Source organism: Xanthomonas theicola (genome assembly GCF_014236795.1).
GTDB lineage: Bacteria > Pseudomonadota > Gammaproteobacteria > Xanthomonadales > Xanthomonadaceae > Xanthomonas_A > Xanthomonas_A theicola.
This window is the reverse complement of record NZ_CP049017.1, coordinates 2,514,951-2,529,287: the sequence shown is the minus strand read 5'-3', so window position 1 is coordinate 2,529,287 and position 14,337 is coordinate 2,514,951. Positions and strand designations below refer to the sequence as shown.

General features: G+C 71.2%; 15 protein-coding genes. All 15 read right to left on the bottom strand.

The features are described from left to right. Nucleotides 1-191 precede the first annotated feature (191 nt). The 15 genes from G4Q83_RS11815 to metG all read right to left on the bottom strand — a co-directional run bounded on the left by G4Q83_RS11815 (nt 192) and on the right by metG (nt 14,239). The gene (locus tag G4Q83_RS11815) at nt 192-1,268 is read right to left on the bottom strand and encodes an SAM-dependent methyltransferase (RefSeq protein ID WP_128421531.1); all 1,077 of its coding nucleotides are present in this window, start codon (nt 1,266-1,268) and stop codon (nt 192-194) included. Nucleotides 1,269-1,290: 22 nt separating this feature from the next. After that, nucleotides 1,291-2,073, bottom strand: coding sequence for a DUF1295 domain-containing protein (locus G4Q83_RS11810; protein ID WP_128421532.1), 783 nt, complete (start codon nt 2,071-2,073; stop codon nt 1,291-1,293). Beyond that, the gene (locus G4Q83_RS11805) at nt 2,070-2,621 is read right to left on the bottom strand and encodes a DUF2878 domain-containing protein (protein WP_128421533.1); all 552 of its coding nucleotides are present in this window, start codon (nt 2,619-2,621) and stop codon (nt 2,070-2,072) included. The genes G4Q83_RS11810 and G4Q83_RS11805 overlap by 4 nt, the downstream gene beginning before the upstream one ends. Next, nucleotides 2,618-3,943, bottom strand: coding sequence for an SAM-dependent methyltransferase (locus tag G4Q83_RS11800; protein ID WP_128421534.1), 1,326 nt, complete (start codon nt 3,941-3,943; stop codon nt 2,618-2,620). Before G4Q83_RS11800 ends, G4Q83_RS11805 begins: the two co-directional genes overlap by 4 nt. Beyond that, nucleotides 3,940-4,803 carry a DUF1365 domain-containing protein gene (locus G4Q83_RS11795; protein ID WP_128421535.1) on the bottom strand — a complete coding sequence of 288 codons (864 nt, stop codon included), beginning with the start codon at nt 4,801-4,803 and terminating at the stop codon, nt 3,940-3,942. The genes G4Q83_RS11800 and G4Q83_RS11795 overlap by 4 nt, the downstream gene beginning before the upstream one ends. Next, nucleotides 4,800-6,062 carry an NAD(P)/FAD-dependent oxidoreductase gene (locus G4Q83_RS11790; protein ID WP_128421536.1) on the bottom strand — a complete coding sequence of 421 codons (1,263 nt, stop codon included), beginning with the start codon at nt 6,060-6,062 and terminating at the stop codon, nt 4,800-4,802. The genes G4Q83_RS11795 and G4Q83_RS11790 overlap by 4 nt, the downstream gene beginning before the upstream one ends. Further along, nucleotides 6,059-6,976, bottom strand: coding sequence for an acyl-CoA desaturase (locus tag G4Q83_RS11785; protein WP_246432075.1), 918 nt, complete (start codon nt 6,974-6,976; stop codon nt 6,059-6,061). The genes G4Q83_RS11790 and G4Q83_RS11785 overlap by 4 nt, the downstream gene beginning before the upstream one ends. A 595-nt stretch (nt 6,977-7,571) precedes the next feature. Beyond that, entirely contained in the window at nt 7,572-8,339 is a 768-nt protein-coding gene (locus G4Q83_RS11780; protein ID WP_128421537.1) for an anti-sigma factor, read from the bottom strand. Next, nucleotides 8,336-8,893: a sigma-70 family RNA polymerase sigma factor gene (locus tag G4Q83_RS11775; protein ID WP_128421538.1), complete on the bottom strand. Its 558-nt coding sequence runs from the start codon at nt 8,891-8,893 to the stop codon at nt 8,336-8,338. The genes G4Q83_RS11780 and G4Q83_RS11775 overlap by 4 nt, the downstream gene beginning before the upstream one ends. 58 nt (nt 8,894-8,951) lie before the next feature. Further along, nucleotides 8,952-9,323, bottom strand: coding sequence for a DUF4345 domain-containing protein (locus tag G4Q83_RS11770; protein ID WP_128421539.1), 372 nt, complete (start codon nt 9,321-9,323; stop codon nt 8,952-8,954). 88 nt (nt 9,324-9,411) lie between these two features. Continuing rightward, nucleotides 9,412-10,200, bottom strand: a complete 789-nt coding sequence (locus G4Q83_RS11765) for a hypothetical protein (protein WP_185817202.1) — start codon at nt 10,198-10,200, stop codon at nt 9,412-9,414. An 89-nt stretch (nt 10,201-10,289) separates the two neighbouring features. After that, on the bottom strand, nt 10,290-10,706 hold the full coding sequence (gene rnfB, locus G4Q83_RS11760; RefSeq protein WP_246432074.1) for an Rnf electron transport complex subunit RnfB: 417 nt from the start codon (nt 10,704-10,706) through the stop codon (nt 10,290-10,292). A gap of 198 nt (nt 10,707-10,904) precedes the next feature. After that, a complete protein-coding gene (locus G4Q83_RS11755; protein ID WP_221893084.1) occupies nt 10,905-11,417 on the bottom strand; it encodes an HlyD family secretion protein in 513 nt (170 codons plus the stop codon). A gap of 61 nt (nt 11,418-11,478) precedes the next feature. Further along, entirely contained in the window at nt 11,479-12,081 is a 603-nt protein-coding gene (locus G4Q83_RS11750; RefSeq protein WP_128421544.1) for an HAD family hydrolase, read from the bottom strand. An 88-nt stretch (nt 12,082-12,169) separates the two neighbouring features. Then, on the bottom strand, nt 12,170-14,239 hold the full coding sequence (gene metG, locus G4Q83_RS11745) for a methionine--tRNA ligase (protein WP_128421545.1): 2,070 nt from the start codon (nt 14,237-14,239) through the stop codon (nt 12,170-12,172). Nucleotides 14,240-14,337: the final 98 nt, after the last annotated feature.

Here is a 14,337-nt window from a genome sequence, read left to right as displayed (position 1 = left end):
GGGGATGGTCGCGAGTGCGCTGCATCTTCGCTTTATCTGTAGGAGGGGTTGGGCTGAAGTTGCGAAAAAATCCACTTTTTTAAGAATTTTGCACTTTTTTCATCAAATCGCTTGACAGCGATTTGCGCCGGGACATCATCCCGAGTCCCGAGTCCCGAGTCCCGAGTCCCGAGTCCCGAGTCCCGAGTCCTTCAGCGCCTCACGAACCGGTAATGCGCCACGCCCCACTGCTGGCCGCAGTCGTAGCCGAACAGTTCGGCGCAGGCCATCCAGAACATGCGCCAGCGTTGCCACCAGATCCCGGCGTCGGCGCCGTAGGTGGCCTGCAGCACCGGCATCAGTTCGGCGCGGTGCCGGTCTTGGTTGCGCAGCCAGGCATTGGCGGTTTTCTGGTAGTGCTCGCCGGAGAGCAGCCAGCGCCGTTCCAGCGCCAGATCGTCCTGGAACTGCAGCAGGGTGTCGGCCGCGGGCATCAACCCGCCGGTGAAGAAATGCCGGCCCATCCAGTTGTCCTCGCCCTGCACCTCGAACGGGTAGGCCAGGTCGCGGTGGCAGAAGATGTGCACGAACAGCTTGCCGCCCGGCACCAGCCAGTGGCCGATCCGGGCCAGCAGTTCGCGGTAGTTGCGCATGTGCTCGAACATCTCGATCGACACCACGCGGTCGTAGCTGTCGGCCGGCAAGGTCAGGGTGTTGGCGTCGTGGGTGATGACGGTGACATTGTCCAGCCCGCGCGCATGGCACTGCGCCTGGATGTGTTCGCGCTGCGGCCGCGAGTTGGATACCGCGGTGATGCGCGCGCCGGGGTAGTGCTCGGCCATCCACAGGGTCAGCGAGCCCCAGCCGCAGCCCAGCTCCAGGATGCGCTGGCGGTCGCGCAGCTGCGCGCGTTCGGCGTACAGGTGCAGCATGCGTTCCTCGGCCGCGTCCAGGTCGGCGGTGCCGGCGTCCCAGTAGCAGCTGCTGTACTTCAGGCGCTTGCCCAGGCACAGCGCGAAGAAGCGCGGCGGCAGCTCGTAGTGCTGGCGGTTGGCCGCCTCGGTCTCGATCGCGATGGCGCTGCCGCGCAAGGCCTCGAGGAACGCGCGCTGGCGCTCCCAGGCGGCGTCGGCGCCGCCGCTGCGTTCATCGCGCAGGCGTTGCGCGCATAGCCTGCGCATCGCGCCGCGCAGCAGCGCGTCGGGCAGCAGGCCGGATTCGGCCACGCGCGTGGCCAGCGGTTCGGCGGGCAGCGTCGGTGGAGGCGTGGTGGCGAGGGTGCTGGACATCGGCGGGTCTCCTGAAGCGGGATCATTGCCGCGGCGGCAATGGAAAGAAGGCGCTGGTGCTGCGCTGGTAGTCGGCGTAGTCCTGGCCGCGCGAGCGCAGCGCCTGTTGTTCGGTGTAGGGAATGCCGGTGACGCGGTACAGGAACGCGAACATCAGCAGCGGCCCCAGCGCGGCGAGGCCGACCCACAGCGCGCCGCCGCCCACCGCCAGGAACACGTAGGCGAACCAGTGCACGAACTCGAAGAAATAGTTCGGATGCCGCGAGTAGCGCCACAGGCCGCGGCGGCAGGTCTTGCCGTGATTGCCGGCACCGGCGCGGAACGCGGCCAGCTGGCGGTCGGCCAGGCTTTCCCCGCCCACCGCCAGCAGCCAGGTCGCCAGCGCCAGCGTGGTCCACACGTTCCAGTGCGGCAGCGGATTGTACGCGGCGATCGACAGCGGCACCGCGAACAGCACCACCACCAGCGCCTGGCCGAGGAAGAACAGCAGGAAGCGGCGCTGGTCGCCGTGCCAGTGCGCGCGCAGCGCGCGGTAGCGGCCGTCCTCGTGCGCGTCGCCGAACACGCGCACGCCCAGGTGCCAGGCCAGGCGCGCGCCCCACAGCCCGCCCATCGCCGCGGTCAGCACGCGCGGCAGCGCGGCGCCGTCGGCGCGCCAGGCGCAGTACACCGCGGCCAGCGCCATGCACCCCGCCCACAGCACATCGACCACGCCGGCGTTGCGGCTGCGCCGCTGCCAGGCCCAGCCGGCGAGAATCGCCAGCGCGGTGAAGACGCCCACGTGCAACAGCGGCCAGGCGTTCATGGAGCGGCTCCGGCGCCGAGCGGCGCGGACCGGGCCGGTGCGGCCAGGCGCCGTGTCGCCAGGCTCAGCAAGGCCAGCGCCGCGGCCCAGGCCAGCGCCAGCGCGAACACGGCGTGCAGCCACGGCGCGCCCAGGGTCAGCGCCTGCCAGCCGCGCGCGGCCAGCACATAGCCCAAGGGGCCGAACACCGCGCCGAACAGCGCCGCGCGCCATGGGCGGTGCATGACCCAGGCCAGCGAATGGTTGAAGGTCAGCGCGAAGCCGGCCCACAGCGCCAGGATCCACAGCGGCGCCCACGGCGCCGGCGGCAGCGCCGCGGCGTAGCGCACCCAGCCGCCGGCGGCCAGCGCGGTGTCGACGCCGGCGCCGAGCAGCAGCGCCAGCGCCATCAGCGTCGCGTCGCCGCGCGCGCGGCGGCGCGGCTGCAACTGGTACAGCGCGAACAGCGCCAGCGCCGCCGGGCCGGCCCAGGCCAGCCCGTGGCCGGCGCCGGCCACCGCGGCCAGCCACAGCGCCTGCAGCGCGACGTAGTTGGCCAGGTTGCTCATGCGTCGTGCGCCAATGGCGGCGCGAACTGCGCCGGGCGCGCGCCGGGCTTGCTCAGCCACAGGTGCACGTCGCCGATCGAGCGTTCCAGGAAGCCGCCTTCGCAATAGGCCAGGTAGAACTCCCACATGCGGATGAAGCGTTCGTCGTAGCCCAGCGCGCGGACCTGCGGCAGCCTGGCCATGAAGCGCTGGCGCCAGGCGCGCAGGGTCAGCGCATAGCTGGGACCGATGTCTTCCAGGTTGAACAGGCGCAGGTCGCTGGCGCGCGCGACCGCGCCGGTCATCGCCGCCACCGAGGGGATGAAGCTGCCGGGAAAGATGTGGCGCTTGATGAAGTCCACCGAAGCCAGCGCCTGCGCGTAGCGGTGGTCCTCGATGGTGATGGCCTGGATCAGCGCCTGGCCGTCGTCCTTGAGCAGCGCGCCGACCTTGCCGAAATAGGTGTCCAGGTACTGGTGGCCGATCGCCTCGATCATCTCGATCGAGACCAGCCGGTCGTAGCGGCCGTCGAGGTCGCGGTAGTCGCGCAGCAGCACCTCGACGCGATCGGACAGGCCGGCCGCGTCCACGCGCTGCCGCGCCAGCTCGTACTGCTCGCGCGAGATCGTGGCGGTGGTGACGCGGCAACCGTGGTGCTTGGCCGCATGCAGCGCGAAGCCGCCCCAGCCGCTGCCGATCTCGACCAGATGGTGATGCGGCTGCAGCGCGAGCTTGGCGCAGATGCGCTGCAGCTTGCGCTCGGCGGCGCGCTCCAGCGCGGCGTCGCCGAGCGCGGCGTCCGCGTCGCGGAAGATCGCCGAGGAGTACATCAGGTTGCGGTCCAGGAACAGTTCGAACAGCGGATTGCCCAGGTCGTAGTGCGCGGCGATGTTGCGGCGGCTGCCGGCGCGGGTGTTGCGCGCCAGCGCGTGCAGGCCGCGCATCGCCAGGCCGCCGAGGCGGGCCAGGCCGGTCTCCATCGCGTCCAGGCGGTCGCGGTTGCGCACTAGCAGCCGCACCAAGGCGACCAGATCGTCGCACTCCCACAGCCCGTCCATGTACGCCTCGCCGACGCCGACGCTGCCGTTCAGTGCGGCTTGGCGATAGAAGCGCGGATCGTGGATGCGCAGCTGCGCCTGCAGCGCGGCGCCGGCGTGCGCGCCCGGCGCGGCATGGCCCAGTGTGGTGATCGTGCCGGCTTCCTCGATGCGTAGCTGGCCGTCGCGCAGGCCGTCCAGGGTGGCGAACAGGCGCCGCCGCAGCATGCGGTCGAGGCCGCGCAGCGGCGGCGCGGCGGGGGCAAGCGCGACGGAAGCGGAGGAGGGCGCGGGCGGAGCGTTCATCGGCGTTCTCGCGGAAGGGAATGGTCGGGGTGGTCGTGCACCGGATTGCCGCGCAGCCACAGGCGCAGCGCCTGCCAGTGGATCTTGGCCACGACCTGCAGGCTCATCGCCGGATAACGCAGCAGCGTGCGCGCCAGGCTGGCGCCGGAGATCTCGCGCCGCTGCAGCACCAGCGTGGCGTCGAAGCGCCTGGCCGCCGGCTGCGCATCGAGCACGTCCATGTGCACGCGCAGCTGCGCGCCCGGTTCGCTGCAGCGCCATGCGTATTCGTGTGCCATCGCCATGAACGGAGAGACGTGGAAGCGCTTGTCCAAGCGCCAGGCGTGTACGCTGCCGTGGCGGCGCGCGGCGGCCACCGGCAGCACGTAGGCATGGCGCTGCCGCCACGGCGTATTGGTGATCTCGGCGACGATGCTGTGCAGGCGCAGCTGCGCGTCGTGGCAGTAGTAGAACGTGACCGGATTGAAGCAGTGGCCGAAGTAGCGCAGGTGTGTGAGCATGCGCACCGGGCCGAGCGGGCGCTCGCCGCTGTGCTGCTGCACGCGGTCGCGCACCGCCTCGTCCAGCGGCTGCGCCGGATCGCCCAGGTAGTCGCTGCGGCGGAACTGCGCCAGGTTGCGGCGGCCGACCGACCACAGCCAGCGCCGCGCGAACACCTGCTCGAGTTCGGCCAGGTCCAGGTACATCAGGAAAATCGGATAGCGGAACGCCAGCGCCTTGGGCGCATAGCGCCGGTGCCGGATCCAGCCACTGTAGATCGCACTGTGCAGCCCGTGGGTGGTCGTGCCCGCCGCCGCCGGCGTTGTCGAGACGGCGCCAGCCGGGGGGGCGGACACGGTAGCGCTGCGCAGCAGGTTCATGGCCAGGGGACCCCGAGTCCGACAGCGACGTCGACCGCGCTGCGCAGGCCGTCCTCGTGGAAACCGAATCCCCAGCCGGCGCCGGCGAACCAGGTGCCGCGCTGGCCCTGGATCTCGCCCTTGCGCGCCTGCGCCGCCACCGAGGCCTGGGTCTGCAGCGGATGCCGGTAGCGCATGCGCCGCAGCACCTTGGCCTGGTCGATGTCGCCGTCGCGGTTGAGGCTGACGATGAACGGGTGCGGCGAGCGGATCGATTGCAGCGCGTTCATCCAGTAGCTGACCGTGCACGGCGCATCCGGATCGGCCGGCACGTGCGCGTTCCATGCGGCCCAGGCGCGGCGATTGCGCGGCAGCACGCGCGCATCGGTGTGCAGCACGGTGTCGTTGTCCTGGTAGGCGATCGCGCCGAGGATGTCGCGCTCGGCGGCGCTGGCGTCGTTGAGCAGGCGCAAGGCGTCGTCGGCGTGGCAGGCCAGCACCACGTGGTCGTAGTGCCGGGCGTCTGCATCGCTGTCGGCCTCGGTCAGCACCGATACGCCCTGCGACAGCCGTTGTACCGAGCGTACCGGCGTGCCGATGCGCTCGCGCACCCGCCAGCGGCTGCGCAGCGCGCGCACGTAGCTGTCGGAGCCGCCTTCGACCACCTGCCACTGCGGCCGGCCGCCGATTTGCAGCATGTGGTGGTTGGCCATGAAGCCGATCAGCTGGCGCATCGGGAACTGCAAGATTTGCTGCGACGGCGAGGACCACAGCGCCGACGCCATCGGCACCAGATGCGCGTCGCGGAACACCTCCGAATAGCCATGCCGCTGCAGGAACTCGCCCAGGGTCAGCTGCGTCTGGTCGGGGCTGTCTAGCACCTGCGGCGCCTGCCGGTAGAAGCGGCGCAGGTCGCGCAGCATGCGCCAGAATCGCGGGCTGGCCAGATTGCCGGGCTGGCAGAACAGCCCGCCGAGGCTGCCGGCGTTGTACTCCAGGCCGGTGCGCGCCTCGTGCACCGAGAAGCTCATCGTGGTCGGCTGCGATGCCACGTCCAGTTGCGCGAACAGCCTGCTCAGCAGCGGGTAGTGCTGCGGGTTGAACACGATGAAGCCGCTGTCCACCGCGTACCGCGCGCCGTCCAGTTCGATCGCATGGGTGTGAGTGTGCCCGCCCAGGTAGTTGGCGGCCTCGTACAGGGTGACCTCGTGCCGCTGCGACAGCAGCCATGCCGCCCCCATCCCGGCGATCCCGGCGCCCACCACCGCGATCCGGCTCATCGTGCGCGCGCCTGTGCGCGCAGCAAGGCCGCCGGCACCGGCTTGAGTTCGCGCACCAGCCCGGTCCACGACAGCGCCTTCAGGCCATACCAGGTGAGATCGACTTCCCACCAGTGAAAGCCCTGCCGCGCCGCGCCCGGGAAGAAATGGTGGTTGTTGTGCCAGCCTTCGCCGAAGGTCAACAGGGCCAGCCAGGCGTTGTTGCGGCTGTCGTCGCGGGTGTCGAAACGGCGGCTGCCGAAGCGATGCGCCAACGAGTTGATGGTGAAGGTGGCATGGAACAGCGCCACGGTGGAGACGAAGAAGCCCCATACCAGCAACTGCGGCCCATCGGTGCCCAGTTGCGGAACGTGGCGCTGCAGCCAGCCGCCGAGCAGGAACAGCGCCAGCGCCAGCAGCACCGGCAGCAGCAGGTCGAACCGGTCGAGGAAGCGCAGTTCCGGGAAGCGGCGCAGGTCCGGGATCGCCTCCCAGTCGGTACGGAAACCGTGCGGGGTCAGGAACCAGCCGCTATGGCTCCACCAGAAGCCGTGCTGGCGCGGCGAATGCGGATCGGCCGGGGTGTCGGTGTGGCGATGGTGGTTGCGATGATGCGCGGCCCACCACAGCGGGCCGCGCTGCACGCAGGTGGCGCCGAGCGCGGCGAACAGGAACTGCACCGCCCGCGAGGTCTTGAACGCGCGGTGGGCGAAATAGCGGTGATAGAAACCGGTGAGCGCGAACATGCGCACCGCGTACATCGCCACGGCCATGCCCACCGCGAACCACGATACGCCGACCCAGAACACGGCCAGGCAGGCCAGGTGCAGGCCGAAGTAGGGGGCCGCACGCAGCCAGTCGATGCGGTCGGCGCGGGCCTCGTCCAGCGCGATCTCCGCGCCGGTGTCGAACCAGCGCCGCAGCGTGCCCGCCACGCGGCCGCCGCGCGGCACGGGCGCAGCGGCGGGCGCGGTGGTCGGTGTACGGGAATGGTCCGGAACGGGGCTCGGCACAAGCGCTTCTCATGGGGATTGGGATAGCGATACGGGCAAAGCCGGGAGACGGATGCATTCGCGTCGCGCCGTCGCTGCACGGGGCTGCAGGCACGGGATGGCCGGCTACGGCAGCACAGAGCGGTCGCCGCTCGCTGCAGCGTCCACGCAGGTCGGAATCGTCGGAAGATCGGCTGTCCAGCGTATGCGCGACGGCTGCTGCGATGCTGCCTGCGCGCCAGTGGTGGCAGGGTGAATGCGCGCGCCTGTCCGCTCGCTCCCTCGGGATCTTGTCTACGGCGTGCGGCGCAGCGTGCCGGCGGCATCGCGATCGCGTCGCTGCCTCTTGCGCCGGGAACGGGGTCGGGGTGAGGACGCATCGGTACCGACAGCACTCGCGCGCACGCATTTCCACGGCTTGGCGCGTATCCGTATCCGCCCCTTCGGGCACCTTGCCCCGGAAAAAGGGGGCCATGGTCCCGAGCGAAGCAGGGAGTCGCCTGCAGGCACACGCGCGGCGCGGTCCGCGCCGCGGCGACTACGGGGCCAGGTGCAGCGTGTTGATGCCGCCCTTGGCGACGATCGGACCGGTGGCGACGCCGCTGGGCGCGCCGCCGGGCGGTTCCAGCGTCACCGCCAGCAAGGCGCCGTCGCTGAGCAGCGGCATCAGCGCGTCGGGGATGCGCGCCGCATGCGCCTGCGCGTCGTCGAACACGCCCATCGAGCGGGCCTTGCCGTCGGCCGGGATCAGCCACAGTTCCGGCACGCGCGCGGCGTCGCGGCTGCCGGCCAGCGGCGTCAGGGTGATGCGCCGCTTGTCGGCATCCATCAGCACCACGTAGCCGGGCTCGCCGTCGTCCTGCATCAGCGTGGACGTCATCGCGATGCCGCTGTCGGCCGGCGTCGTCGCCACCGGCGGAACCGGCGGCGTGCGCGCCACCAACAGCGCGAACAGGCAGGCCGCCGCGGTGGCGAAACCGCCGGCGCTCAACCAGCGCCACGCGCGTACGCTCTCCCACAGGCCGGGCGCCGCCGCCGGCGCGCGCGGCGCGGGCGCCTTCAGGCCGAGCGTCGCGCGGATCCGCACCCACACGCGCTCGGGAACCGCGACCGGCGCGATCTCCTCGGCCAGCGGCATCAGATGCTGCTCCCATTGCGCCACCGCCGTGGCGAACGCGCCGTCGGCGGCGACGCGCTGTTCGGCGGCGCGGCGCTCGGGCGCATCGAGCACGCCGAGCACGTACTCGCCGGCCAGCACGTCGCGCGGCGGCGGGGTGTCCTGCGGATCGGGCACAGGTGCGTTCATCGTTCCAGGCACGCCTTCAGCTTGGCCAGGCCGCGCCGGATCCAGCTCTTGACCGTGCCCAGCGGGGTCCCGCTGCGCATGGCCAGTTCCTCGTAGGTGATGCCTTCGAAGAACGCGGTGCGGATCAGTTCGCCGCGCGGCGGTTCCAGTTCGCCCATGCACACGTCCAGGCGGCGCCCGGCGACGCGCCACTCGGTTTCGGCCAGCGGGTCGCGGCCGTCGTCTTGCAGCTCGCCGGCGTCGTCCAACGCCACCGATTGCCGCGCCGGGGGGCGCGCGCGCAGATGGTCGATGGCCTTGTTGCGCGCGATCATGGTCAGCCAGGTCAGGCCGCGCGCGCGTTGCGGATCGAACTGCGCCGCCTTGCGCCAGACCGAGGCGAACACCTCCTGCAGCACGTCCTCGGCTTCGCCGCGCTGCGGCACGATGCGCAGGCACACGCCGAACAGGCGCGGGGACGTGGTCCGGTACAGGCGTTCGAACGCGGCGCTGTCGCCGGCCGCGGTGGCGGCCAGCAATTGTCCTGCGTCGTCGTGATCGGGCGTCTCGGTCATGCCGGGCAACGGTGGCGAAGGTCGCCGCGATGCTACAGGCTTTCGACGCGGGCGTCGCTCAACGGCGCTGGCCGCGCCAGAGCGCGAGCGCGGCGAGCAGCAGCACGATTTCGAAGACGGCCAGGCCGGTCGTGGTCGGCCCCACCGGCCACAGCCGCAGCAGGCTGGCGCCGCGGTAGAGCACGATCGGCACATAGAAGGCGAGTGCCAGCAGCAGCCCGGTCCGCAACTGCCCGCTGCGGGCGAAATAGCCGAACAGGAACGCCATGCCCAGCTGCAAGCCGCCGTAGATGACCAGGTATTCGGACTGCCCGGAACGGTCCAGGCCGACGTAGCCGACCGCGGCGGCGGTCTGCGCCGGCAGCAGCGTGCACCAGACCGCCAGGACCGCGTACAGCGCGGCGTTGAACCACAGGTAGGCCTTGGCCATGGATGTTCCTTGTCGTGGGAGGGACGATGCCGCTGCACGCTTGCAACGCCCGCGCCGGAGGCCGGCGTGAACGCGGTGCCGGCGCGGGTCAGCGCGCGGCGCATTGCGCGACCAGGGGTTGCTGCATGGCCTGGTTCCACGCGCTGTCGTCGGCCTGGCCGCGCAGGCGCTCGGGAAACGCGATGCGCACCTGCGCATAACGGCCGCGCGCGTCGCGCACGTTGCCGATGCCGCGGAACTCCAGCAGGCGACGCTCGCTGCGCGTATAGGCGACCGCGATGTTCGGCAGCACGCCGCCGTACCAGGCATCGACCGCCAGCGTGTAGCGCTGTACGCCGACATCGGCGGCCGCGGGTTTGATCTGGAAATCCAGCGTGCGCAGGACGCTCGGCAGCACGAAGGCGACGCGCTGCGGCGTGCCCTGGTTCACCTGGTCCCAGTGCGTGCGCAGATAGGCATCGAAGCCGGCATCGATCACCTGCGCGGCGGCCGTCGCCGGGAGCGGCGCGCTGCGTTCGGCCTGGCCGTCGCGCTGGCTGAACATCACCCGGCCGCTGCCGGCACGGCGCACGCCTTCGCGATAGCCGCTGCGCGCGTCGACCAGTTCGAAATTCGGGGCGATGCCGCCGTCGGCGACGTGCTTGCGCGCGAACGGGGTTCCGTCGGCGCAGCGGTACAGCACCAGCCGCGCGCCGTCGTCACGGACCCAGTGGCTTTCGCGGTACAGCAGCCGTTGGCCGTCCGGCGCGTAGGCGAGGCCGTCGTAGTGCAGCATCGCCTGCGCCGGGGCGGCCGCGCCGAGCACGGCGGCGCACAGGGTCGCCGCCAGCGGCAGGCACGCGCGGGCGGGCGGGGAGGGGGCGAGTGGGATGGGCATGGGTGGGGCTTCCACAGGACGGTGACAGCTGGCAATACGCAGCGGGCGCCGATTCGGATGCGCGGGCGGCGGCGGCCGTCGTCGGGCGGCTAGGCGGGACGCAGCGCGATGCAATCCACCGGGCAGGCCGGCACGCACAGTTCGCAGCCGGTGCATAGCGGCGCCAGGACCGTGTGCATGTACTTGGCGCCGCCGACGATGGCATCCACCGGGCAGACCTGGATGCATTTGGTGCAGCCGATGCAGTCGGCCTCGATCACGAACGCCAGCTGCGGCGGCTTGTGCGTGCCGCGGTTGCGGTCGTAGGGTTGCGGCGCGATGCCGAGCACGCGCGCCAACGCCCGCGCGCCGGCATCGCCGCCGGGCGGGCAGCGGTCCACCTGCGCCGCGCCTTGCGCCATCGCCTCGGCGTACGGGCGGCAGCCATCGAAGCCGCACTGGCCGCACTGGGTCTGCGGCAGCAGGCGATCGAGGCGTTCGAGCAGCATGGCGGGGGCGGGCTTCATGGCGGCGTTGGCGTGCCCGACGCGTGCGCGACGGAGTGCTGTGGACGGGCAGCGGCCGTCAGCGGCCGCCGCCGGCCTGGCAACGGCGCGTGTCGGGACAGGCGCCATTGTAGCGCGCGGATCGGCTGGCCTCGCCGCAGGCGGTGCGGGGAGGGATGGCGCGGCCCCAGGGGGCGGATCGGTCGGGCCGCCGCTCGATCAGGGCCCGGAACGGATATCGATCTCCACCCGCGCCGCCACGCCAGGCCGGAACAGGGCGCGCTGCCTGGGTGGGGCATCGACGGCGATGCGCACGGGCCGGCGCTGCACGACCCCCACGACGTTGCCGGCGCTGCCGGTATCCTGCCCGTGCTCGGCGCCGACCGCCTGGACGCGGCCGGGCCATACCTGCCCCGGCGCTCCCTGCAGCCTGACCCGCGCCGCCTGCCCAACGCGGATCGCAGCCAGGTCGTCCAGCTTGAAGCGGGCGACCACGACGATTCCGTCCCGCGCATGCGGCACGCTGCCGGCCATCGCCTGCGGCGTGGCGACCGAGGCGTCGTCGCTGTGCTTGACGTTGTTGTCGTACATACGCCAGAGGCCCACGCCGGCCCCGGCGCAGGCGATCAGCAACACCGCCACGATCGACAAGGCGATGGCGGCGCTGCGGTCGCGGGGCCGCGGCGCGTGCGCTGGCGGGGCGGAAGGCGGTGCGTGGGGCATGGCGGTCATATTCGTTGTGGGTGGGGGTCGCACCGCGTGCGCGGTCGCTACGGCGTCCAGCGTCGCCGGCTCAGGCGACGCGGCGTCCGCGGTACCAGCGTTCGTGGGCCAGCGCCAGCATCGGCCGGTCTTCGCGGCTGTCGCCATAGGCGTAGACACGCGGATAGGCCGCCACATCGTAGCGCGCGCGGACCAGCCGCGCCTTGTGCGGGCCGCAGTCGCCGTCGGCGTAGCGGCCGGTCAGGCGCCCGGCTCGCTGCTCGAGCCGGTTGCAGATCAGCTCCAGCCCGTGTTCGTCGCACCAGGGCTGCAGATACAGGTCCAGCGATCCGGACACGAGCGCGATGCGGTGGCCTTGCGCATGGTGCCAGGCGATGCGCTGCATCATCTCGGGCCGCAGCAGCGTCGGCAGCACCTGGCGCGCATAGGCATCTGCCTGCGCGGCGATCTCCGCGGCCGCGCGCCCGGCGAACGCCACGTGCGTGACCCGCCGCCGGATCGCCCGCGCCGGGACCAAACCCAGCCGGTACCCGGCCAGCCACGCTCCCACCGACCACTTCGCCCGCGCCAGCTGCTGCGGCGTGGCGACGCGTCGCAGGAAGCGCGAATAGCTGTCGCCGGTGGTGACCGTATGGTCGAAGTCGAACAGGGCCAGGGAGCCGGGATGGGGCATTGGGGATTCACACAGGCAGGCCATGGAGCGGATCGAGCAAGGGAACCCCTGCAACCACTCCCCAATCCCGACTCCCGATTCCCGGCCTTCAGCGCACCGGCATGCCTGGCTGTGCGCCGCCGTCGGCGTCGAGCAGCGCCAGCGCGCCGCCGTCGAAGCCGGCCGACAGGATCATGCCTTCGCTAAGGCCGAAACGCATCTTGCGCGGCGCCAGGTTGGCGATGAACACCACGTTGCGGCCGACCAGCTTCTCCGGCTCGGCGTAGCTGCCGCGGATGCCGGAGAAGATCTGTCGCCTGCCCAGTTCGCCGGCGTCCAGTTCGAAGCGCAGCAGCTTGTCCGAGCCCTCGACGAATTCGCACGCCAGCACCTTGCCGATGCGCAGATCGAGCCTGGCGAAATCGTCGATGCCGACGACGCCGGGATTCGGGAGTGGGGATTGAGCAGTGGCGGCAGCCGTCTTCGTGTCGGTCTTGGCCGGCGCCGGCTTGGCGGCGGGCGTGGGGGCGAGGGTGTCCTTGGAAGCGTCGGTCATGGCGTCGATCAGTTTGGGGTCGATTCGGGTGAACAGGGGGGTGTAGGACTGGACGACGTGCGCCAGCAGCGGCGCGTCGAGGTCGTCCCAGGCCGCCAGCGGCGCGGACAGGAACGCCTCGGCCTCGGCGCTGGTGCGCGGCAGCACCGGCTTCAGCGCGCCGGCCAGCACCCGGAACAGGTTGAGGCCTTGCGTGCACACCGCCTGCAGCGGCGCATCGGCACCGTCCTGCTTGGCGATCGCCCACGGCTTGTGCGCATCGATGTACTTGTTGGCCTCGTCGGCCAGGAGCATGGTCTGGCGGATGGCGCTGGCCGCGTCGTTGCGCTCATAGGCCTCGCGGATCGGCGCCAACGCCGCGACGAAGCGCGCGTACTGCGCCGGGTCCGGCAGCGCGTCGGCGAGCCGGCCGCCGAAGCGCTTGTCGATGAAACCGGCGCAGCGGCTGGCCAGGTTGACGAACTTGCCGACCAGGTCGGCATTGACCCGCGCCACGAAGTCGCCCAGGTTCAAGTCCAGATCGTCGACCCCGCCGGAGGACTTGGCGGCGAAGTAGTAGCGCAGCGCTTCCGGCTCCAGGCCCACGTCGAGATAGGTGCGCGCCATCACGAAGGTGCCGCGCGACTTGGACATCTTGGCGCCGTCGACCATCAGGTAGCCGTTGACGTGCAGCCGGGTCGGCGCGCGGTGGCCGGTGCCGTGCAGCACCGCCGGCCAGAACAGGCCGTGGAAGTTGACGATGTCCTTGCCGATGAAATGGTGCAGCTCGGTGTCGGTGCCGGCGGCCAGATGCGGTTCGAACGCTTCGCCCAGGCTAGCGCACAGCGTCTGGAAGCTGCTCAGGTAGCCGATCGGCGCGTCCAGCCACACGTAGAAATACTTGCCCGGCTGGCCGGGGATCTCGAAGCCGAAGTACGGCGCATCGCGCGAGATGTCCCAGGCGCGCAACCCGCCCTCGCTGTCCAGCCACTCCAACAGCTTGGCCTTGACCCCGGGCAGCGCCACGTCGCCGGCCAGCCACTGCCGCAGGAAGCCGTCGAAACGCCCCACTTCGAAGAAGAAGTGCTCCGAGTCGCGCAGTTCCGGGGTGGCGCCGGAGATCACCGACGTCGGCTCCTTCAGCTCGGTCGGTGCGTAGGTGGCGCCGCACACCTCGCAGTTGTCGCCGTACTGGTCGGCGCTGCCGCAGTTGGGACAGATGCCCTTGATGTAGCGGTCGGGCAGGAACATGCCCTTGGCCGGATCGTAGAACTGCGCCACCGAGCGCCGCGCGATGTGGCCGTCGGCGTCGAGTTTGGCGTAGAACGCCTCGGTCAGCGCGCGGTTGGCGGCCGAGTTGGTCGAGTCATAATGGTCGAAGGCCACCCCGAAGGCGGCGAAATCGCGCTCGTGGCTGGCCTGGATGTGGGCGATGAAGTGCTCCGGGGTGACCCCGGCCTTCTCCGCGGCGAGCATGATCGGCGTGCCATGGGTATCGTCGGCGCACACGAACCAGGTGCGGTCGCCGCGCAGCCGCCGCGCGCGCACCCAGATGTCGGCCTGGATATAGCCGACCAGGTGGCCCAGGTGCAGCGGGCCGTTGGCGTAGGGCAGGGCGGTGGTGACGAGTGCGGTGCGGGTCATGGGGAACGGCGATCCAGGGGGATCGCGATTATCGCATTAGTCGTGGAGTCGGGAGTCAGGAAAGGCGCCTCGCGGCGCCTTTCCTGACTTTGGAAGCA

Excerpts from the sequence above, each read along its gene's own strand:
- G4Q83_RS11805 (WP_128421533.1), bottom strand. The coding sequence starts at position 2,621 with ATGAGCAACCTGGCCAACTACGTCGCGCTGCAGGCGCTGTGGCTGGCC.
- G4Q83_RS11775 (WP_128421538.1), bottom strand. The coding sequence starts at position 8,893 with ATGACCGAGACGCCCGATCACGACGACGCAGGACAATTGCTGGCCGCC.
- G4Q83_RS11810 (WP_128421532.1), bottom strand. The coding sequence starts at position 2,073 with ATGAACGCCTGGCCGCTGTTGCACGTGGGCGTCTTCACCGCGCTGGCG.
- G4Q83_RS11815 (WP_128421531.1), bottom strand. The coding sequence starts at position 1,268 with ATGTCCAGCACCCTCGCCACCACGCCTCCACCGACGCTGCCCGCCGAA.
- G4Q83_RS11770 (WP_128421539.1), bottom strand. The coding sequence starts at position 9,323 with ATGGCCAAGGCCTACCTGTGGTTCAACGCCGCGCTGTACGCGGTCCTG.
- rnfB (WP_246432074.1), bottom strand. The coding sequence starts at position 10,706 with ATGAAGCCCGCCCCCGCCATGCTGCTCGAACGCCTCGATCGCCTGCTG.
- G4Q83_RS11755 (WP_221893084.1), bottom strand. The coding sequence starts at position 11,417 with ATGACCGCCATGCCCCACGCACCGCCTTCCGCCCCGCCAGCGCACGCG.
- G4Q83_RS11795 (WP_128421535.1), bottom strand. The coding sequence starts at position 4,803 with ATGAACCTGCTGCGCAGCGCTACCGTGTCCGCCCCCCCGGCTGGCGCC.
- G4Q83_RS11800 (WP_128421534.1), bottom strand. The coding sequence starts at position 3,943 with ATGAACGCTCCGCCCGCGCCCTCCTCCGCTTCCGTCGCGCTTGCCCCC.
- G4Q83_RS11765 (WP_185817202.1), bottom strand. The coding sequence starts at position 10,200 with ATGCCCATCCCACTCGCCCCCTCCCCGCCCGCCCGCGCGTGCCTGCCG.
- metG (WP_128421545.1), bottom strand. The coding sequence starts at position 14,239 with ATGACCCGCACCGCACTCGTCACCACCGCCCTGCCCTACGCCAACGGC.
- G4Q83_RS11750 (WP_128421544.1), bottom strand. The coding sequence starts at position 12,081 with ATGCCCCATCCCGGCTCCCTGGCCCTGTTCGACTTCGACCATACGGTC.
- G4Q83_RS11790 (WP_128421536.1), bottom strand. The coding sequence starts at position 6,062 with ATGAGCCGGATCGCGGTGGTGGGCGCCGGGATCGCCGGGATGGGGGCG.
- G4Q83_RS11780 (WP_128421537.1), bottom strand. The coding sequence starts at position 8,339 with ATGAACGCACCTGTGCCCGATCCGCAGGACACCCCGCCGCCGCGCGAC.